This is a genomic window from Streptomyces tatrensis, assembly GCF_049310065.1.
In the GTDB taxonomy this organism is placed as follows: Bacteria; Actinomycetota; Actinomycetes; order Streptomycetales; family Streptomycetaceae; genus Streptomyces.
Map to the genome: position 1 here is coordinate 59,858 of NZ_JBMDLB010000004.1, position 19,054 is coordinate 78,911.

Annotated in this window: 21 protein-coding genes; 16 read left to right on the top strand and 5 right to left on the bottom strand. The window is 69.4% G+C overall.

The genetic code is table 11. The features are described from left to right. Positions 1-121: 121 nt before the first annotated feature. Positions 122-598, top strand: a complete 477-nt coding sequence (locus ACODT5_RS01380; protein ID WP_422517300.1) for a prepilin peptidase — start codon at positions 122-124, stop codon at positions 596-598. A gap of 78 nt (positions 599-676) precedes the next feature. On the opposite strand, the gene ACODT5_RS01385 is transcribed toward ACODT5_RS01380, so the two are convergent. After that, positions 677-1,960, bottom strand: coding sequence for a helix-turn-helix domain-containing protein (locus ACODT5_RS01385; RefSeq protein WP_422517301.1), 1,284 nt, complete (start codon positions 1,958-1,960; stop codon positions 677-679). 225 nt (positions 1,961-2,185) lie between these two features. Here ACODT5_RS01385 and ACODT5_RS01390 point away from each other — a divergent pair, with 225 nt between their 5' ends. Together ACODT5_RS01390 and ACODT5_RS01395 are read left to right on the top strand one after the other, a co-directional pair. After that, entirely contained in the window at positions 2,186-2,347 is a 162-nt protein-coding gene (locus ACODT5_RS01390) for a hypothetical protein (RefSeq protein WP_422517302.1), read from the top strand. A gap of 4 nt (positions 2,348-2,351) precedes the next feature. Beyond that, positions 2,352-3,473 (top strand): methyltransferase domain-containing protein, encoded by a 1,122-nt coding sequence (locus ACODT5_RS01395; RefSeq protein WP_422517303.1) that lies wholly within the window; start codon positions 2,352-2,354, stop codon positions 3,471-3,473. A gap of 369 nt (positions 3,474-3,842) precedes the next feature. Here the strand turns inward: ACODT5_RS01395 and ACODT5_RS01400 are convergent, their stop codons facing one another. Beyond that, on the bottom strand, positions 3,843-4,073 hold the full coding sequence (locus ACODT5_RS01400) for a DUF397 domain-containing protein (protein WP_422517304.1): 231 nt from the start codon (positions 4,071-4,073) through the stop codon (positions 3,843-3,845). Then, positions 4,070-4,912 (bottom strand): helix-turn-helix domain-containing protein, encoded by an 843-nt coding sequence (locus ACODT5_RS01405; protein ID WP_422517305.1) that lies wholly within the window; start codon positions 4,910-4,912, stop codon positions 4,070-4,072. The genes ACODT5_RS01400 and ACODT5_RS01405 overlap by 4 nt, the downstream gene beginning before the upstream one ends. A 654-nt stretch (positions 4,913-5,566) precedes the next feature. On the opposite strand from ACODT5_RS01405, the gene ACODT5_RS01410 reads away from it, so the two are divergent. Next, complete coding sequence (locus ACODT5_RS01410) at positions 5,567-6,928, top strand: NsdA family TPR-like regulatory protein (RefSeq protein ID WP_422517306.1); 1,362 nt, start codon at positions 5,567-5,569, stop codon at positions 6,926-6,928. Between the two features lie 20 nt (positions 6,929-6,948). Continuing rightward, on the top strand, positions 6,949-7,704 hold the full coding sequence (locus ACODT5_RS01415) for a 2'-5' RNA ligase family protein (protein WP_422517307.1): 756 nt from the start codon (positions 6,949-6,951) through the stop codon (positions 7,702-7,704). Between the two features lie 11 nt (positions 7,705-7,715). Here ACODT5_RS01415 and ACODT5_RS01420 read toward each other — a convergent pair whose 3' ends face one another. Both ACODT5_RS01420 and ACODT5_RS01425 read right to left on the bottom strand, forming a co-directional pair. Next, positions 7,716-8,714 carry an aldo/keto reductase gene (locus ACODT5_RS01420; protein WP_422517308.1) on the bottom strand — a complete coding sequence of 333 codons (999 nt, stop codon included), beginning with the start codon at positions 8,712-8,714 and terminating at the stop codon, positions 7,716-7,718. A 71-nt stretch (positions 8,715-8,785) separates the two neighbouring features. Next, complete coding sequence (locus tag ACODT5_RS01425) at positions 8,786-9,271, bottom strand: ATP-binding protein (RefSeq protein WP_422517309.1); 486 nt, start codon at positions 9,269-9,271, stop codon at positions 8,786-8,788. A 782-nt stretch (positions 9,272-10,053) separates the two neighbouring features. Here ACODT5_RS01425 and ACODT5_RS01430 point away from each other — a divergent pair. From ACODT5_RS01430 to ACODT5_RS01480, 11 genes are all read left to right on the top strand, one after another. After that, positions 10,054-10,473: a DUF6415 family natural product biosynthesis protein gene (locus ACODT5_RS01430; RefSeq protein WP_422517310.1), complete on the top strand. Its 420-nt coding sequence runs from the start codon at positions 10,054-10,056 to the stop codon at positions 10,471-10,473. A 366-nt stretch (positions 10,474-10,839) separates the two neighbouring features. Further along, positions 10,840-12,162, top strand: coding sequence for an ATP-binding protein (locus tag ACODT5_RS01435; RefSeq protein ID WP_422517311.1), 1,323 nt, complete (start codon positions 10,840-10,842; stop codon positions 12,160-12,162). Positions 12,163-12,164: 2 nt separating this feature from the next. Beyond that, the gene (locus tag ACODT5_RS01440; protein ID WP_422517312.1) at positions 12,165-12,593 is read left to right on the top strand and encodes a roadblock/LC7 domain-containing protein; all 429 of its coding nucleotides are present in this window, start codon (positions 12,165-12,167) and stop codon (positions 12,591-12,593) included. Further along, a complete protein-coding gene (locus tag ACODT5_RS01445; RefSeq protein WP_422517313.1) occupies positions 12,590-12,946 on the top strand; it encodes a DUF742 domain-containing protein in 357 nt (118 codons plus the stop codon). The genes ACODT5_RS01440 and ACODT5_RS01445 overlap by 4 nt, the downstream gene beginning before the upstream one ends. Continuing rightward, on the top strand, positions 12,924-13,523 hold the full coding sequence (locus tag ACODT5_RS01450) for a GTP-binding protein (RefSeq protein ID WP_422517314.1): 600 nt from the start codon (positions 12,924-12,926) through the stop codon (positions 13,521-13,523). The genes ACODT5_RS01445 and ACODT5_RS01450 overlap by 23 nt, the downstream gene beginning before the upstream one ends. Beyond that, the gene (locus tag ACODT5_RS01455; RefSeq protein ID WP_422517315.1) at positions 13,520-14,725 is read left to right on the top strand and encodes a cytochrome P450; all 1,206 of its coding nucleotides are present in this window, start codon (positions 13,520-13,522) and stop codon (positions 14,723-14,725) included. The genes ACODT5_RS01450 and ACODT5_RS01455 overlap by 4 nt, the downstream gene beginning before the upstream one ends. An 11-nt stretch (positions 14,726-14,736) precedes the next feature. Beyond that, on the top strand, positions 14,737-15,969 hold the full coding sequence (locus ACODT5_RS01460; RefSeq protein WP_422517316.1) for a cytochrome P450 family protein: 1,233 nt from the start codon (positions 14,737-14,739) through the stop codon (positions 15,967-15,969). Beyond that, complete coding sequence (locus ACODT5_RS01465; protein WP_422517317.1) at positions 15,966-16,493, top strand: LuxR C-terminal-related transcriptional regulator; 528 nt, start codon at positions 15,966-15,968, stop codon at positions 16,491-16,493. The genes ACODT5_RS01460 and ACODT5_RS01465 overlap by 4 nt, the downstream gene beginning before the upstream one ends. Next, positions 16,490-17,140, top strand: coding sequence for a hypothetical protein (locus tag ACODT5_RS01470; RefSeq protein ID WP_422517318.1), 651 nt, complete (start codon positions 16,490-16,492; stop codon positions 17,138-17,140). The genes ACODT5_RS01465 and ACODT5_RS01470 overlap by 4 nt, the downstream gene beginning before the upstream one ends. Then, positions 17,137-17,670, top strand: a complete 534-nt coding sequence (locus ACODT5_RS01475; protein ID WP_422517319.1) for a hypothetical protein — start codon at positions 17,137-17,139, stop codon at positions 17,668-17,670. The genes ACODT5_RS01470 and ACODT5_RS01475 overlap by 4 nt, the downstream gene beginning before the upstream one ends. A gap of 29 nt (positions 17,671-17,699) precedes the next feature. Beyond that, a complete protein-coding gene (locus ACODT5_RS01480) occupies positions 17,700-18,944 on the top strand; it encodes a hypothetical protein (protein ID WP_422517320.1) in 1,245 nt (414 codons plus the stop codon). The last annotated feature ends 110 nt before the right edge of the window (positions 18,945-19,054 follow it).

The window sequence follows — 19,054 nt, forward strand, 5'->3', positions numbered from 1 at the left end:
GATTTCGTGCTCCGCCTGCGCCGCACCGGCCCCTATGGCGGTACCGCTCTTCGCCCTACCGCGTGGCCGTTGCGCAGCCTGCCGCAGGCCCTGGTCCGCTGAAGGAGCTCTACCGGAGGGAATGACCGCCCTCGCCTTCGCCCTCATTGCCGCGAGCGGCCTGACCGGCTGGGTGGCCGCGGCGCACTACTGGATCGCCGCATGCGGGACAGCACTGGTCGTGATCGACGCACGGGTACATCGGCTGCCCAACGTCCTCACCCTTCCAGCCTTCGCCGGTGTCAGTGTCCTGCTCGCGGGTGCCGCGGTGAATGGAGAGCAGGGCAGCCTCCTTCGATCCATCGCGGCTGCCGGCGTACTGGGGGCGGTCTTCCTCCTCATGACGTTCGGAGGCGTCGGACTCGGTGACGTGAAGCTCGCTCCGACCCTGGGTGCGCTGCTCGGCTGGCACAGCTGGACCAGTCTGTTCCTCGGAACCTTCGCGATGTTCACGCTCAGCGCCATGGTCAACCTGCTGCGTGGCCGCCTCCGCGGACGCGTCGCGTTCGGCCCTTACATGATCATCGGCACGCTCGGCGTATCAGTCTGGGCGCACTGAGCACCACCTGCGTCAGTTCTGAGCCATCCCGGTGCGCCGCTGGCAACGCGATGGCCCGGGAACCCGCATCGCCCAGGGCTAGGCGGCGGTCACCGCGATGAGTTCGCGGACCCCGCCGACGTGCGGGTGCTTGGCATAGAGGTCGTCCACGATCTGCCGGATCGCGGGCCGATCGCGGACTTCACCGGGGGCGAGCCTGGCCGCGGCCAGGAGTTCGCCGACCGCCTGCTCCGGCTTAGCGCGCTGCCACCAGGCCCGGGCGAGGTCCGTATGCATGCGGCCCTTGCGCTCGACGGTCGCGAACTGCTCCGCGCGCAGGTTGCGGCCGGCCTCGAGGGCGGTCCCGGCATCCCCGAGAGCCCAGTGGACGCCGACGGCATAGAGGTCGACGGACGCCGGGGTGATCGGGAAGAGGCGGCCGGCGGGCGGGACGTCGGGCAGGTCGCGCGCCGCGCGGGCGGCCTCCCACATCATGGCCAGCGCCTGGTCGCGGTCTCCGGCGACCGCGGCCGTATAGGCGGTGCTGCAGAGCATCTGCGCAAAGGCGGACGCCTGCGCGTCCGTGGTGAGGCCAGTGGCCTCCACGCGGGCTACCGCGGCCTCGATGTGTCTTTGAGCCGCGGCTTCCTGGCCCTGGTGGCGGAGTACGGCGGCGAGCTCGCGGGTCGCGGCGGCCGCCGCCAGTGGGGACCCAGACACCTCTGCGTACAAGGTGGCCCGGTCCGCGGTCAGCCGCGACTGCCGATACTGGCCCAGCTTGTTCAGGAGCTGGGAGACGAGCGTGTAGGCCGAGGACAGCCGCGCGTAGTCGAGGTCCCGCCGGGATTCGGCCGCCGCCTGGTGGGTGTCGGCGAGCAGGCTCGGGAGCGTACGCAGGAGTCCGGCGTGGGAGGCGGCGTCGAACTGTCCCCGGGCCGCCGCCAGGCGGGCGTCGAGCGTGCGAGCGGGGGCGCCGCTGGGCTCAGGCGTCGAGGCGAGCGCGGATTCCAGCCGCGACATGAGGCTGAGAGGGACGGCGAGCGCCGCTGCAGCGATGAGGGGACGGCGGCGCATGGGATCCTCCTCGACCGATGTCCTGGATGTGACAACTGTAGGGGCTGGTGGGGAACTTAGCCCTAAGGACGTGCTCAGGAGCTGCGGCGGAACACCAACCGCGGCGGCAGCCTGCTTGAGCAGGGGCAGGTCGAAGTGCCGGCCTTGCTCAAGGCGGGAGACGGTGGACTGCGAGCAGGCGAGGCGGATACCGAGGTCACTCTGGCGCCAGCCCCGGGCCTGCCTGCCAACGCGAATGAGTGAACCCGCGTGCCGGCGCTCGGCGAAGTCCAGGACACGGCGGGAGCTCCAGAGCGGGTCAGTGCTCATGGGCGCCCTCCGTCAACAAGCGCTGGTCTGCCGCCCCCACCTTAGGGTCTGTGACCGGGTGGGCACACTGCGTATGCAGGATCTGCATACGCGATGCAGGACCCGGGCAACGTGGTCAGAGGGGCGCAGCCGTGTGGTGTCGTAGTCACCGGACACCACGGCGCCCGACCACGGCTGGCAGGGTCCGCTCCAGGCACGACCACACCGGAGTGAGGGGAGCACATCATGAAGGGCAAGGGCGATGGAAGCACGGGCAGCGGCGGCGGGGGCGGCAGCCACGCGACGCCGAACCCGCCGCTGAGCGGGGGCACGCCGCCGCCGGGCAACTCCGACGGCAAGGTCTCCACCCCCGACCCGGGGCCGGGCAGCGGTAAGCGCAGGCGATGACCCGATGACCCTCGCGCGTCTTGACCAGCGGCGCCGTGCCTTCGCGGACGCCATGGACGCCCAGGGTGCATGGCCGGCGGACTCCCAGTGGGTCCGCCGCGCCATCCTGGACACCGTCCCCCGCCACCAGTTCGCCTCCGACCGGCTCTGGACATGGAACGGCCACGCGTATGTGCCCGTCGACCGGGCGACCGACCCCGACGGCTGGGCCGATCTCGTCTACGCGGGCCCCGACGACTCGGCAATCACCCAGATCCTCGACGGCCTTCCCAGCTCCAGCCCGTCCTGCGCATCCGTCGTCGCCGACATGGCCGACTCCTTGGACGCCAATCCCGACCACCTGGTGCTGGAACTGGGGGCCGGGCAAGGCTGGAATTCCGGGATCCTCGCCACCCGCGTTGGCGCCGGGAAAGTCACCACCGTGGAAGTCGACGCCGACCTCGCCGACGCCACCCGGCACCGACTCGCGGCGGCCGGGCTCGACGTCGCTGTGCACACAGGTGACGGCAACGCCGGCTGGCCCGCGTCCGCTCCGTACGACAGGGTGATCGCCACCTACGCCGTCGACCTCGTCCCCTGGACGTGGATCGAGCAGACCAAGCCGGGCGGCCGCCTCGTCATCCCCTGGGGCAGGCTCGGACACGTCGCACTCACCGTCGCCGACGACGGAAAGTCCGCGACCGGCTGGGTCCAGGGCCTCGCCACCTTCATGCCCAGCCGCGGAGTCGACCAGGGACGCGAACTCCACGCCGTCCGCGGCGACGGCCCGCCCGACCGCGCAGTCCGCCTCGACCATGAGCTACGGCCGCTCCTCAACCCGCACCTGCTCTTCGCCCTCCGGGTGTCGCACCCGGACATCCGGATTACCACCAAGGACACCGGCGAGGAGGTCACCGTCGACCTGCACGACGGCATCAACTCCTGGGCGACCGCTACCACCGACTGCGCCGGCAACATCGCGGCGTACGAAGGCGGCCCCCGCAAGTTGTTCGCGGAGGTTGCCGCCGGGCAGCAGCTCTGGGCGGCGCGGGCTATGCCATCAATCTGGGACTTCGGTATGACCGTCACACTCGACGGGCAGTACGTCTGGGCCGGCAGCGCAGACTCCGGACCGTACAGACTCTGATAGCTACAGTCGGCCCCATGTCAGAGGCGTGGATCAAGATGGAGGAAAGCCACTGAGGCGTTTCTCTTCGATGACCGCGAGAGGGCCCCAGCAGGGCCAAGGAGATCGTGGGGGCTTCCGGCCGGCTCCGAAGCCCGCAGCAACCAACCCGCTGCCGCTCTCTCGCCTTCACCCTCGGGCTCGGTCCGGCGCGCCAACTTCGACCCGGCCGCCGGCCTCTTCGGTACCGCCCCTGAGCCCTCCCCGCACCTCCTCCCGAAAGACCTCAGCCGACAGGCGGCGCATGAGCATCGGGGCGAAGTCGAGGCGCGAATGCCCCAAACCGGTTTCAAGCGGGTTCAGTTCTGGTGGCGAGGTGTGCCCATTAGCTCAGGAGAGCAGGAAGTCCGCGTCGCCTGCCTTAGCCCCGGCGATGAAGGAACTGATCTCTGTGGCTGTATAGATGAGAGCGGGCCCGTCAGGGGCGGTTGACTGGCGCAAAGCCACGTTCCCGTCTCCGAGTTTCTTTGCTTCGACACACTGCCCTCCGTTAGTTCCACTCCAAGGCTTGAGCCACTGCTCTTCTCCCAGTTCGGACGCGGCATTAAGGACATAGTTCACGAATATAGCTCCTTGCGAATATCGCGGAGGAATGACGTGGTGTCATCCTTCGACAATGCATAGCGGCCAATCTCCCCAAGAGCCGTCTGGAAGAGTTCGGTCTCTTCTTTTCCCTCGCCGTATGAGGCACTGCTCAGGCTGTCCGTGCAGACGACATCGGGAAGTTCTGGAATATCGAACCTGAAAACTGTGAACGGCCCGAATGCGCCTGGATGGAGGCCGGCGCTGAAGGGACTGACCTGCAGCCTCACGTTCGCGTAGTCAGCCAGCTCCAGCAGTCGATCGATCTGACCTCTCATGACTTCAGGGGTGCCAGCCGGCCGCCGGAACACTGTCTCGTCCATGACTGCCCAGATCTGAGGAGGCGCCGGGTTCAAACGGGTGAGGAGTTCCTGGCGCACACTGCGCAGATGCACACGGCGCTCAAGCACCTCGGGGGCCATTCGGGGCAAGCCGCGCTTGAGGACGGCCCGCGCGTAGTCCGGTGTCTGGAACAGTCCGGTGACGACGGCAGGTTCGTAGGAGTCGATCTCCGTTGCGGCTGTTTCCAGCGAGACGTAGACACCGAACCAGGTCGGCAGTGCGTCCCTGAAGCTCTGCCACCAGCCGGGAGTGCCAGCCTTGTCGAGCAGCGACAGGAATTCTTCGGTCTCCGCTGCGTTGACCCCGTATACCTCAAGAAGCATTTTCGCCGTGGCGTACTTCAGCGAGGTCTCGGACTTCTCCATCCTCGTGATCGTCGTCTGGGCGATGCGGAGGCTCTTGGCGGCTTGAGCCGCGGTAAGACCTGCTCTGTCCCGCAAGGCGGCAAGGCGGCGGCCGAGCACAATTGCGAGCACGGTAGGGGCGGACCTTGGTTCACTCACGTCGGATCCCTCTCCCCGTCCTCCGTTGCTCGTCCGGTGCAGTGTGCCACGGGGGCAAGTATGGCGGACAGACTGCAAGTTGGAATATGCAAGTTGCAGAGTGAGGGTTGCTAACACTGAGGGCCACGCGCATAGTTGCATGGCGACCAACGTCACGGCGCCCGGAAGTACACTCCGCAGCCGTCACCATCAGGAAGGTCAGAGATGTCGGCCCAGCTCTCGAGGTTCCGCCTTCTTGTGCTGGATCGCGGCTGGGGCAACTGGGATGTCTTCGCCGTTCATTTCGAACAGACCGCGCGGAGGGCAGCACTGACATCCAGTCGATCTGGGCTGGCCGGGGCCACCATAGCCCGACGTACGTTCGACCGGTGGATGTGTGGCGATGTGGAGGACGTGCCGTCAGATATCACCCAAGCCGTTCTCGAGAGCCTCTTCGGGTTGTCGTGCTCCGAGCTCTTCGCTCTGCCGTCGGTGGACCTCCAGGCGGGACGGGGTGGGCCGGCCCGCGGTTCCTGAGTCGGGAGTTCACGCAGCGGCTAGGCCGTCTGTTCGCGGCCGCGGTTGCTGCCGCTACCGGCCAGGAGCTGGTCCGGCGCGCACACATGCCGACATTTGACCAGCTGGCTGATGAGCCAGATCCCGGAGGTGCACACGGTGCGGATGACGTTATTTCGGCAGTTGCTTCAGGAACGGCACTGGACAACGGTCGAGACGTTCGGGACGCACTTCGCCAGGACGGCCCGAGAGCTGGCCGAGCAGACGGGTGAGCGCCACCTCGGGGACATCTCCGTTTCCCGCCGCACCTTCGACCGGTGGATGGCCGGTGAGCTTGCCACCATGCCGCAGCGCGACACCCGCAGAATCCTGGAGCGTCTCCTCGGCCAGCCCGTGGCTCTGCTGTTCACCGCCCCCGATGGCACCGGGCCCGGTGCTCGGCCGGCACTACCGTCCGCCACGGTGCTGCCGAGCAGCTCGGGTTACAGCGCCTTCGACGACCCGCTCACGGTCGTCACACAGACCCTCACTCTGACCCGGTCCGGGGCGGACGCGGCGCTGTTAGACCACTTCCGCAGCCGGCTGCAGGGCATCGTCGACCGCTACGAGACAGCCGGGCCACAAGTACTCGTCGGCGAGACGCGCTTGATCAGGAGCACGCTCCACACCTTGTTGAGCGGCCGGCATCTGACTGCGGAACGCGCAGAGCTGTTCGAACTGACGGGGCGTGCCTCGGGGCTTCTGGCCTACATGGCCGTCAATGCCGGGGCCGGACCTGCGGTCGCGGAGGCGTACTGCGCGGAGACCGAGGCCTTGGCGAAGCACATCGGAGATACTCAGTTGCAGATGTGGGCCGCGGGTACCCGGTCGCTCAGCCTCTATTACCAGCACCGGTATGCCGAGGCCGATGCCGCGGCGGCCGCCGGAATTGAGCTGAGCCCGGCCGATGGCCAGGCGATCCGTCTTCTGGCTAACGGGAGAGCGCGTGCGCTGGCCCGCCTCGGCGACCGGCGGGGCGCGGAACGCGCGATCGGCCGGGCCCTCGATCTCTCCGACCAACAGCCTGGCCTTCCGGGTGGGATCACGTCCTGTATCTCGTTCGCGGCGTACAGCCCGGCCCGCACACTGGCCAACGTGATCACCGCAAGGCTGGCCCTGGACGACACGGACGACGTGCTGTCCTGTGCCGAGCAGATCGACACCCTGGTTGAGGAGTCCGACTCCGAGTGGAGCCGGGCCCTTGTCCGCCTCGATGTGGCGACCGCCCTGCTCCAGAGGAAGCAGCCGGAGGTGGAACAGTCCATGGCACTCGGGCGGAGTGCTCTGCATGCGGGTACCACCGTGCCGATCACATCCGTGTGGCAGAGGGCGAACGAGCTCTACGCGCGGGCCGGACGCTGGCATGCCAAGGCGGATGTGGGCGAGTATGCCGAGGAGCTTCGGACCTGGCGCTCGCACCCCCATGTCCAACCGATCATCAGCGGCTCGACGTAGCCGCAGCAGTGAGGAGCATCGTGACGCCCGAACTGGACGTCCACCCGAAGGCCTTTCCGGTCACCCCGCCGCCGGACCTGGTGAACCCCGGGCTCATCGTCGAGCACGACTGGCAGGCCTTCACCGCCATCCAGCAGATGACGGACCACTGGGCGCGACCCGGGTGGTCCGCTGGCCGCCGCGCCTACTACTGGATGCTGACCTTCCCCGATGCCTGTGACCTGATCGGGCAGGCACGACACTGCCAAGAGCAACTCGCGCACCTGGGCATGGACCCCATTCCCCCGGACGGGCTGCACGTGACAATGAACCGCATCGGGGGTTCGGACACGGTGACGGAACACCAGGTGCGGCGACTCGCCGAACTGGCCGAGCGACTCTCCCAGGCGAGCTTCCGCGTCTTCGCCCACCCCCTGACCGGCTCGCGGGGAGCCGTTCGCTACTCGCTCACCCCCTGGGCGCCGCTGGTCGCTCTGCACGCGGCCCTCGGCGACATCGGCCGGCAGGCCGGAGTGCCCGGCGGCGGCGCCACCACGGCCTTCCGGCCTCATCTGGGCATCCAGTACAGCAACCGGAAGTGCCCCGCTGAGCCCGTGATCGAGAGCGTGTCACGCCTTCGCGCCCTCGCTCCTGTCGCCCTGGACATCACCAGCGTGAAGCTCGTCGAACTCCGGCGTACCACCAGCCCACCTGCCTACCGCTGGCGTGTCGTGCACTCCGTCCCCCTGCACCCCAAACCGGACCGGAGTGGCCAGCAAGGCGAATCACCTCGGTAGCTCCCGCGCGTTCAGGCCCGGATCTCCTTGAATGCCCTGCCCGCGGTCCGGGGGGCTTGGGGCACTGCGTCGCGCAGGTGGGCTCGGAAGTTGGCGTAGACGTCATCGACGAGACGGAGCTCGGAGGGGGTGAGGGGCGCGCCAAGGCAGCCGTAGTTTTCGTCGATTTGTTCCTCGTTGGTGAAGCCGACGACTACCACGCACTGGTCGCCGCGTTGCATGGACGAACGCAGAGCGAGTCGCGTCAGGGTGCCGGGGGCGTTGCCGAAAGTGCGGCGTAGTACGTGAAGGCCCGCGTCCACCTGTTCGAGAAGGTGCGGCGCCAGCCCTGCTCGCTTCGGAGAGAGCGGGGTGCGGGAGGCCGCCAGCGGTGTGGGCTTACCCGTGAGCATGCCGTGGGCCAGCGGAGCTGCCAGCACCAAGCCGACGCCGTGGCGAGCCGTGAAGGCGAAGAGGTCCTCCCCGTCGATCGTGATGGCCGGCGTGAAGGCATTGAACGGGGTCCAGATCACATCGGGCTTGATGAGGCGGAACAGGTGCAAGAACCGCTCTGCCTGTTCCTCCCGTTCCTCGGGCCGCGCGCCGTACGTCGTAAAGGGCCCCCGCATTCCGATCGCTTTGATGGATTCCACTTCCCGGAGCGTGCGCATGACGTCGATCGCCGTGCCCAGATATCGGTCGCCAGGTCCGAAGTCGAGGCTGTCCAGGGTGTAGAGATCCAGGTGCTCGGCGTAGAGGTTCTCCAGCGACTGCTCCAGCTGGTGGTGAATGTGGCGGCCGGCGTACGGGTGTTCCGCGCTCCCGCGAACGTGCCCAACCTTGCTGGACAGGTGCAGGGATACATCCGGGTGTGTGCGCAGGAACCGCCCGATGAGCCGCTCAGAGTGGCCGTAGCCGTAGGCATCGGAGGTGTCGATGAACGTCGCACCCTGCTCGACCGCTCGGCGCAAGCCGCCGAGGACTTGGTCGGTGCGCTGCAGGCTGCCCGGAGGCACGTTGCTGGTGGCCACATTGCAGTGAAGTCCGAGTGGGTGGGTGAGTATCCCCCGGCACAGATGGCGCGCTCCGAGGCCGTTACCGCTCACGCCCCGCTCCCCGTCATGCAGAGAGCGGCCGTGACGACCTTGCCCTCGCCGACCGGCTCCACCCCCCACCCGGTGGCGTACGCGGAGATCAGGTAAAGTCCTTGACCGCTTTCAGGCAGCTCGTCGACGTCGATCGCGGCCGTCTCCTCCTCGTTCATGGCGTTCAGGTTGCAGGCAGGGGCCGTCGGGATGGCCTTGGTGTCCACTCCGCGGTCGACGACGCCCACGGTGACACCCTTCTCGTAGAGGTCGAGGATGAAGGACACTGCCCCGCCAGCATGCCGGCGCGCGTTCGTCAGAAGTTCGGTGGCGACAAGGACGATGTCGTCGATCAGGGTCTGGCTCGTCCGGCCCTTCAGTAACCGGCGAACCACTTCGCGAATACACGCCAGTGGCTCCTCCATGGCGGTGAGCGCGAAGGCGTAGTGGTCGACCAGGGGCCCCAGGGCCTGGTCCCGGATCATTTCGGCTGCTGTCGGCACCTTCGTCTCCCTGCGTTGAGACGCGCTGTGGCTTGGGCCGGGATGTCGACCCGGTTCAAGCCTCGCGGACGGCACCACGGCGCCGGTACGCCAAACCTGGGCCATCTTGCGGCCATCTCGAAGGTGCGAACGTGCGCCCAGTCCCGAGCAACCAAACTTCAACGCTCCGATTCCGCTGCTGCCTTCCGAACCGGCTTCTACGCCTCCAGCGTCGTGCTTCCGCGCTTGCTCGCGAACGGGATCGGCGTTGGCCAAGGTCCTGAAACCGGAACGCACACTGCGGGCACGAATTCATAACGCTTGAGGGAGTTCGGAGGTTGTCAAGCTCACCAGGAAGGGTTGCCGCAAGGTGGCCACGCCATGCGACTGACACCCGGAGCTCCCAGAATCAGCGCCCATAGGCCCCATTTCATCCCATCCGTAGGCCTTCGCGCCGCTGCGCGCTACGTGCGCTGGATGCCCGCCCCGTTCGAACATGGCCATGAAATGGCCACGTTTTGGCGTACCGCTGCGACGCCATAGCGTTCAGGCTTGAGCCAGACGAATTCCGCATCACCAACCGCGTTGGCCGTGAATGGAGATTTCTCCGCGGAATTCAACGATCCACCCGTAGGGGTGCACTGCTCGGCCAATTGGCCGGCAAGCCACTCCCTCTATCCGCGCTGCGCTGACCCGGTTCGGCTTTCAGGAGGCAGGTTATGGTGCTCCGCTCCGCAGTGCCTAGGGGGTCAGGTCCGCAGGCCGGTGATTTCTTGTTCGGCCTGAGGCGGGCCGTGTTGCGGGTGGCCGACCGTGACATCGTCGCCTCGGCGGCCGAGACTGTCGCCTTGGTCCTCGGCGAGGATTCGCCGCTGCCCGAGACCGATCAGGACGTGGCCGACCTCGTATGGCGCCTGCGCGGCCACATCATGCGACTGGGCACGGTCACGGCTCCGGGGGGAGCTCTGGACATTGCACGGAGGCTCAGCGGCGCTGAGCTTCCGGCTGGCTATGTCCCTTCCCGGGTCTACTTGCGCCAGCTGGCTCTTGCGGCACGAGACCTGATCACCGCACCCCGCGCCGAGACGCACAGCGTCGTGGGCCGGGAGGCCGGCGCGGGCCGCTGGGAGTGCTGGCGCCCAACCAAAAACACGGTGCGGGTGTTGGTGTTCATCGTGGCGGTCGCCGTGTTGGCCCTCGCAAGTTCCGTGCCTCGTCAGTGAGTCCCGCCCCGTGGCGTCCATCGGCTGGATCGTGACCGTCATGATCGTCGCCGCGATGGGCGCCCTGGTGGTCCTCGGATCTCGTCAGTCCCCACCCAACTCCACAAAACACCGGATGAGGAGCATGACCAGCAGCACTGACCAGGCCACCGAACAGCCCGGCCGCAGGTGCCCGACCGGCACGAGGACTGCCACGTGCCGCCCACTTCCGCAGCCCCGGAGCGCCCTGCGCCCCGTCGACCGACGGGGCGGCACGTGGGTTCGTGGGGAGGTCTGCTCCGCCCTCCTGTCCCTGTATGCGGCGCTGTCCTCCAGCCAGCCCGTTGGTGCCGGGCTGCGACTTGACCGTTCGCCCGTGAGGATCTGATGAGCATTCTGATAGACGCCGTAGCGGTCACCGTGCCGTCCGCCCTCGCCCTCGTCGGGGCCGGCGCGGCCTGGTACCTGCGGGGGAACCTTCAGGCGGAGCGGCGGCGATCCGACCGGCTCCACCAGCAGAACCGCACCTTCGACGGGCAGAGGCGGGCCACCGAACTGCTCCTGGCGCAGACGGCCGCCGAGGTCGTGCCCGCGCTGCACCGCGCCGTCGTAGGCCGCAGTGCAGCGGCCCCGGTCGGCTTTGTCGTACCGGACGCTCTGGCCGGTTCGCTGGTAGCGGACCGGATGCGGGACGTCGTCGACTCCGTGGCCCGGACGCTTCGGCAACTGCAGCACGAGGCCGACCAGGTGACGGGCGCACAGGTCGCTGAAGTCCGCCAAGCCGCCGACCGTGCCGTTTCTGCTGTCCGCCAGGAGGAGCAGGACGCGACTGCGGCGGCCGTGCGCAGCCTGGCGGCGGCGCAGGTGATGGCTGGTTCACGCGCGAGCCGTCTGATCAGTGACGGTGTGCGCGGGCATGCGGGGCAGGAGGTGTACGCGACGCTGGTCGCCATCGACCGCCAGTTGCAGCGGTTCCTGCTTGACGCGCAGAGCCACATTGTCCTGGGTGGAGGGAAGTTGTCGCGGCGCTGGCCGGCGACTTCGCTGACCGATGTGGTCCACGCGGCCATGGGCCATCTTGAGGGCTTCGAGCGGATCAAGTCCGAGGAGTCCGAGCTCGCGGTCGTCAGCCGGGTGGTCGGCCCGCTCATCCACACCCTTGCGGTGCTCTTGGACAACGCCCTGCGGTACTCGCCCGCGTCCGCGGTGGTGGAGGTTCGGCTGCTGGAGGGCCATCACGGGCTGACCGTCCGGATCGACGACGCGGGCCTGCAGATGAGTCCCGAAGCCCAGGTGGCTGCCCGCCGGGTCTTGGTGGGAGGGCAGCCGCACTCGCTGTCCAGTATGGGCGCCCACCCGCAGACCGGGTTCGTCGTGGCCGGCCGCCTGGCTCGTGAGTACGGCTTCAGCGTCGAGGTGGACGCCCCGAACTCATACCGCGGGACCACCGTTCAGGTCTTCCTGCCGCGTGCCCTGCTCACCACTGTCCCCGTCACCGGCCCGGCCCCGGCCGTAGTCCCCCAGCACGTGCCGGGGGAGCCGGAGCGGACGGCGAACGGCCTGGCCGTGCGGCGCCGCGGCACACCCTCCGAGCCGCGCCCCGCGGCCGCCACCGTGGCGGCTCTGCCCGGCCGCTCCGATGTGGCGGCCGCCTGGGCGGCCGGAACCCGCAGCGCACGGACCAATTCGACTTCCGGCGAAGGAGCATGACCATGGATTTCACCGACACGCACGCGAACAGCCTGGGTTGGTTGCTGGACTCCGAGCTCGGCGCACTGGACGGCGTCCGGTGCGCGGTCCTGGTCAGCGTGGATGGCCTGATCCATTCCCGCACGTCCTCCCTGACCCAGGACGAGGGCGAGCGGCACGCCGCGATCGCCTCCGGCCTGCGCGCGTCCGCCCGTGCCTACAGCGAGGCGTTCGCCGGTGGCGGGGTCCGTCAGATCCTCCTGGAGTTCAACGAGCACATGTGCCTGATCACCAGTACTGGGGTGAATCTTCTGCTGCTCGTGCAGACCACGGGACCGGACGTCGACATCGCCACGATCACTCATCAGATGGGCGTGCTCGGCGGGCGCGTCGGCGACCACCTGAACGTCGCGTCCCGCCTGGCAGGCGGGGACGAGGGGGCGGCGGGGTGAGCGGGCCGCGGCGGGACCCGGACCTGGTCAGGCCGTTCGTGCGGACCGGCGGGCGCACCCACCCGAGCCGGCCGGGGCTGCGCTTGGAATCCCTGGTCCTCGCCGCGAGCGCCTCACCAGACACCCTGCGCCTGGATCATCGCCGCGTGCTGGCGCTGGCGAAGGGGGTGCGAGGCGGCCTCGCGGTCGCCGAGATGGCGGCCTTTCTCCAGCTGCCGCCCTCCACCGTCCTCATCCTTGCCAGCGACCTGATCGACAGCGGCCACCTCACCAGCCCCGTTCCCGCCCGCGACGACGAACCCGCCATCGACCTTCTCAGGGAGGTGCTCCGTGGCCTACAGGCCAAGGTCTGAACTGCACGCCACCACGGCCGTGCGCTCCGCGAAGATCGTCATCGCCGGCGGGTTCGGCGTGGGCAAGTCCACGTTCGTCGAAGCCATTTCCGAAATCCCGACCCTGCGCATGGACGAGCCGATGACCGCGGCTAGCACAGCCGTGGACGACCTGTCCGGCGTCCCGGCGAAGACGACCACCACCGTCGGCATCGACTTCGGACGCATCCACATCAACAGCAGCCTGCTTCTGTACCTCTTCGGGACGCCGGGGCAGACCCGGTTCCGGCCGCTGTGGCAGAGCCTGACCGAAGGCGCCCTCGGCGCCCTGGTGCTGGCCGACACCCGCCGCCTCGAGGCCTCGCACGAACACCTGCAGCTCCTGGAAGAGCAGGGCACCCCCTACGCGGTGGCCGTCAACACCTTCGACGGAGCCCCTCACCACCCGCCTGCGGAGATCCGCCAGGCCCTCGCCCTGGACCCGGGTACCCCGCTGACCGAATGCGACGCCCGCGTGGGCCGCTCCGCGTTCCTGGCCCTGATCACCCTGGTCACCCACCTCACCCGCCTACCGTCTCCCCTGGAGCGCCGCTCATGACCACCGCCGCCCCCGGACCCGCCTCGCCGCACCGCATTGCCCTGTACGAGGCCGAGTTCGCCGCGTCCCCGCACGCCGCGTACGCGCGGATGCGCGCCCAGTACGGTCCGCTCGCCCCCGTTGATCTCGCCCCAGGCGTGCCGGCGACGCTGGTCATCGGCTATGAAGAGGCCCGCCGCATCCTCAACGACCCGCGCCGCTTCCCCGCCGACCCCCGTGTCTGGGAGCAGCTCATCCCCGACACGTGCCCGGTGCGGCCGATGATGGGGTACCGGCCCAACGCTTTGCGCTCGGCCGGCGCCGAGCACGACCGCTACCGGGCGGCGAACACGAGCGCGCTCGATGCGATCGACCAGCACCGGCTGCAGGCCCTCGTCGAGCAGGTCTGCGCCCGCACGGTCGCCGAGTTCCGGCCCGCCGGCCGGGCCGATCTGCTGGGGCAGTTTGCGTGGCCGATCGCATTTCGTGTCCTGAGCTCGCTGCTGGGATGCCCGGACGAGATCGGTAGCCGCATCGCGGACGGCATGGCGATGATCTTCGACGGGGTCAACGCGGTGGCCGGGAACGAGATCCTCGCGCAGGCTGTCGCCGACCTCGTCGCCACCCGCCGCCGAACCCCCGGCCCCGACGTCACCTCCAGACTCCTCGCTCACCCCACACGACTCGGCGACACCGAGATGGCCCACCAGGTCGTCACCCTGTACGGCGCCGGCATCGAGCCCTTGACCAACCTGGTCACCAACACGCTCCTGCGGCTCCTCACCGACGAGGAGTTCTCCCAGACGGTGCACGCCGGCGGTGCCTCCGTACGCGAGGCCCTGGACGTGACGCTCTTCCGCGACCCACCGCTCGCCAACTTCTGCATCACCTACCCGCCGCAGCCGGTCAACCTTGACGGGACGGTGCTGCCCGCGCACCAGCCGGTCGTCATCTCCATGGCGGCCGCCAATAACGACCCCGCCCTGGCAGGCAGTGGCGGGTCCGGGGACCGGGCGCACCTGTCGTGGAGCACCGGCCCGCACGCCTGCCCGGCCCGCTCCCACGCCTACCTCATTGCTGAGACGGCCATCACCCACCTGCTGGACGCTCTGCCCGAGATGGACCTCGCCTGCCCGCCCACCGCCCTGACCTGGCGCCCGGGCGCTTTCCACCGCGCACTCACCGGACTTCCGGTCATCTTCCCTCTGCCCGCCGCATCCTGAAGGAGCCCGTCATGGCATCACCGACCACGCCCCGCATTGTGCTGGACCCCGCCGGCGCCGACCGCCACGGCGAGTACGAACTCCTGCGCGCCCAGGGCCCCGCAGCTCTCGTTGACGTCCTGGGCGTACCGGCCTGGTCCATCAACGACCCCGACCTCCTCAAGAGGCTGCTGACCAGCCCCGACGTGTCCAAAGACGCCCGCGCCCACTGGGCTGCGTTCCAGGACAGCGTTGAGGACTGGCCGCTGGCCATGTGGGTCGCGGTGCACAACATGTTCACGGCCTACGGATCCGACCACCGGCGGCTGCGCCGCATGATCGCGCCCGCACTCACTGCCCGCCGCAGCGCCGCCCTGGCCCCGGTCATCGAAGAGGCCGTCACCACCCTCCTCGGCCACCTCGAGGCCCTGCCCGCCGGACAGAGCGTCGACCTGCGCGAACACCTCGCCTACCCCCTGCCTATCGCTATCATCGGCCACCTCATGGGCGTCCCCGACAGCCAGCGCGCCGGCCTGCGCACCCTTGTTGACGGCGTGTTCGACACCACGCTGAGCGCCGCCGAGCAGACCGCCAACGCCGGCCACCTCTACACCGCGCTGGACGAACTGATCGCCGCCAAGCGCGAGGCACCGGGCGATGACATGACCTCGCTGCTCATTGCCACCCGTGACGAGGACGGTGACGGCCAGGCCCTGTCCGATGCCGAGCTCCGCGACACCCTCCTGCTCATGATCAGCGCCGGGTACGAGACCACGGTCAACCTGATCGACCAGGCCATCACCCTGCTCCTGACCCACCCCGACCAGCTCGACCACCTCAAGACCGGGCGCGCGAGCTGGAGCGACGCTATCGAGGAGACCCTGCGGCTTGAGCCGGCCGTCAAGCACTTGCCGCTCCGCTTTGCCGTCCAGGACATCCCCCTGCCCGACGGCACGGTCATCGCGCAGGGGGAGGCGATCCTGGCCTCCTACGCCCCCGCCAACCGCCACCCCGCCTGGCACGAGAACGCCAACGCCTTCGACATCACCCGGGCCGCCCAGGACCACCTCGCTTTCGGGCATGGCGTCCACTACTGCCTCGGAGCGGGCCTCGCCCGCCTTGAAGCCGCCACCGCCTTGAGCCTGCTCTTCGACCGCTTCCCCGACCTCCGTCTCGCCCTTCCCGCCGAGGAGCTCACTCCGCTGGGATCCCTGATCAGCAACGGCCACCAGACCCTTCCCGTGCTCCTGCGCCCGGCCCCGTGACCACCACCGACCTGATCAGGACCCACCACATGACCATCACCAGCGCGCCGCTGAGCAGCACCCAGGGCCGCATCGCCCAGCTGCTCGTCGACGGCCGGACCAATGAGGAGATCGCCGACGCGGTGGGCCTCAGCACCGAAACCGTCCGCGTCCAGATCCACAAGCTGCGCCTCAACGTGCACTGCCCTCCCCGCAGCTCGCGCCCCTACCTCGCACACGCCCTCCTGCGACACGGCAAGGCCAAACCACCCCAGCTCCCGGCACGGCGAAAGCGTTTCGCCCCGGACGCGGACGGGCTGCTCCTGCTGCGGGCCCTGGCCGAGCACCCCGGTCGCGCAGACATCGCCCGCGCGGCTGGCCTGACGCTCGCGGACCTCGCCTACCGCACCGAGCGGCTGGTGAACTCGGCCTCGGCGAGCAGCGCCACCCACCTCATCGGAATCGGCTACGCCCTCGAACTCCTCGGCCCGGCCGCAACCGCCGCCGCGGGCACGCCCGCCCGACCCGTAGAGGTGTTGCGGTGACCGCCACGAGGACCGCACCGGCCAGCGGCCAGCGCGCAGGCGACTGTGACTGCGCCGAGGAACGGGTCCTGTACGAGATACGGCTGCTGACCACTCCCGCCGACCGGGCCGCCGCCCGGGCTCTCGTCGGGGACCGCGCCCGAGACCTCGCCGACCGCTCCATCACCCTGCCCGGCCACCACCTCACCGCCTACCACAAGCCCGTCCCGGGCGCCGAGATTGTGGGCCTGTTCGAGGAGATCTCGGACCGCGAGGACATGCTGATCGGATGCCTGCACCTGCACCGCCGGCCCCCCGGCACGTACGGGCGCGGACAGGGGCTGGGGATCTCCCTCGTCTACACCGCCCCGGGCCGCGGCGCCTCGATCGGCTGGCTCCTGACCCTGTGGGCCGGCGACCTCGCCGCCCGCAGCGGCGCTGCCTCCGTCCACGCCCAGGCACCCGCCCGTCGTGCCGGAGGTACCGAGGGCCGGCTCCTGGACCACCTCCGGTCCCTCGGCTGGCTCTCCACCCGCAAGCGCACGACCGACAGCGGCGAGTACATCACCGACCTGCGCTTCCACGCCCAGCAGCGTGACGGCCTGACCGGCATGGTCCGCTGCACCATCCCCCTCCACCCCGACACCACCGACGAAGGCACACGGTGAACACCCCCACCCTCACGACCCACGCGCCCGCCCTGAGCGTCGGACCCCCGCAGCTGGCACTCCGGCCCCGGGCAGTACACCGGCGGCCACGGCCGGCCGACCCGCTCCCGGCACCCGACCTCCGCGCCCTCCAGGCCCGCCGCACCGCACTCAACCACGCCGCCCGCGCACAACCCGGTCCGATGCACGTCGTGCTGTACGCGCTGACCGTGCCCGGCCGAGCAGCCAGCGGCGATCTGGCCGCCGCCCGCGGCCACGCCGAAAGCCAACGACTGACCGTTGTCGGAGCCCCGCTCGTCGACACCCTCGACACCGTGGACGCCGCCCACGGCAGCGACGACCCGCTGCTGCGCCGTGCGTACGCCCGCGCTCTGCAGATGCTGGCCGATCCCGCCAGCCCCGTGCGCGGTGTCGTCGCCGTCAGCCGCACCGCGATCACCCCCGCGGACCGGCTCTACGAACACCAGCTGACCTGGTACGCCCACCACCGGGCAGGGCTGTGGCTCGTGCGTGACGAGACCGGAATCTGAACCCCGATCAGGACGAAAGGCCACCGACCATGATCACGTCAACCACTCCGGTGCTGCTCGCGCCCCGCGGGGTAAGCGCCACCGTCAGCGCGGATGCCGCCGTGCGGGAAGGTACGGGAGCCAGCACGGTCCCGACCGACGGGTTTAACGACCGGCTGAACGCGGACCTTCGTACCGTACGCAGCATCCTGTACGTCGCACCGGGCAGGACCGTCAAACGCCCTACCGACCGGGCAGCCGTGCTCCGCTCAGTCGCCGACGCGTGGATGCCGCTCAGCCTCGAACGGCAGGCACGGGCCGCCGGCTCGATCAGCGACGAAACCCGCTGGGCTGCCCTGATCACCGGCGCCACGACACAGGACGAGGGGCAGGCGCGGGCGGTGTACGCCCTGCTGAGAGCGATCCGCGACAGCGCCCCACCGATACCGTCTGTCCGGGAGATCGCCGAGTGGATCAGGCCACGCCTCGGCGGCCGCTACGCCGCCGGCATGTCCCTGAACCGCACGGTGGTCGGCGCCGACCTTGACGTTCCACCTGCCCTGGTGACCCTCGCGTTCGCCGACCTTCTGGCCGACGGGCACCTGAGCGGGAATTCCCACCGCATCATGGTCCCGGGCCGGGCCCAGACCCGGCCCGCACACGTACGGCACTTCGCGAACCGGCTCCTGGCCCAAGTCCACTTCGGTCTCTACCCGCCTCTGACCCACCTGCCCCGGCGCAGGGGATCCGGGCTGGCCGTCCTTTTCGTCACCGACAACGCCCTCATGCTCGAATCCATCGCCCTGCTCGAGGCGGAAGGGTGGATCCGACGCAGCCGCGGAGCCACACCGCAAGTCCTGCCACGTACGGACCTGCCCGTCCCGCCCCGCACCGACCTTCCCGCAGCGCCGGATGATGGTGTGCCCTGCACCATGGCGGAGGTCAGCGACGCCATCAGGAGCGCGCACCGCCGCTGGCGGCAGCGCGGATTCCTTCCGCCCGAAGACGTCGAGGCCCACTGGCGGCGCATGCAGGCCATGGCCTTGCAACTCCTGGCCGCCGACAGCGAGCGCCCCACGTCCACCCCGCGCCGACAGCAGGCCGTCCTGCTGGCCCGCGAGGTCATCACGACACCGTTGCCTGACACCGGGTTGCTTGGCCTGTGGCACACCGCCTGCCTGGCCACTGCCGCTCAGGCCCTGATCCCACGAGCCCGGATGACGGGCCCGCCCCGCTACACCTCCGCTCCCACGCACCGGACGCCGGCCGCCCGGCGGCGGTCCGCAACCCGCTGAAACGCTCGCTCAGCACGTCGAACTGGCCGGCGTGACCGGCCGCCTCCCACGGCAACACAAGCCCAGACCCCTTCAACCTCAACTCCGGAAGATGCCCGAATGAGCCCTCG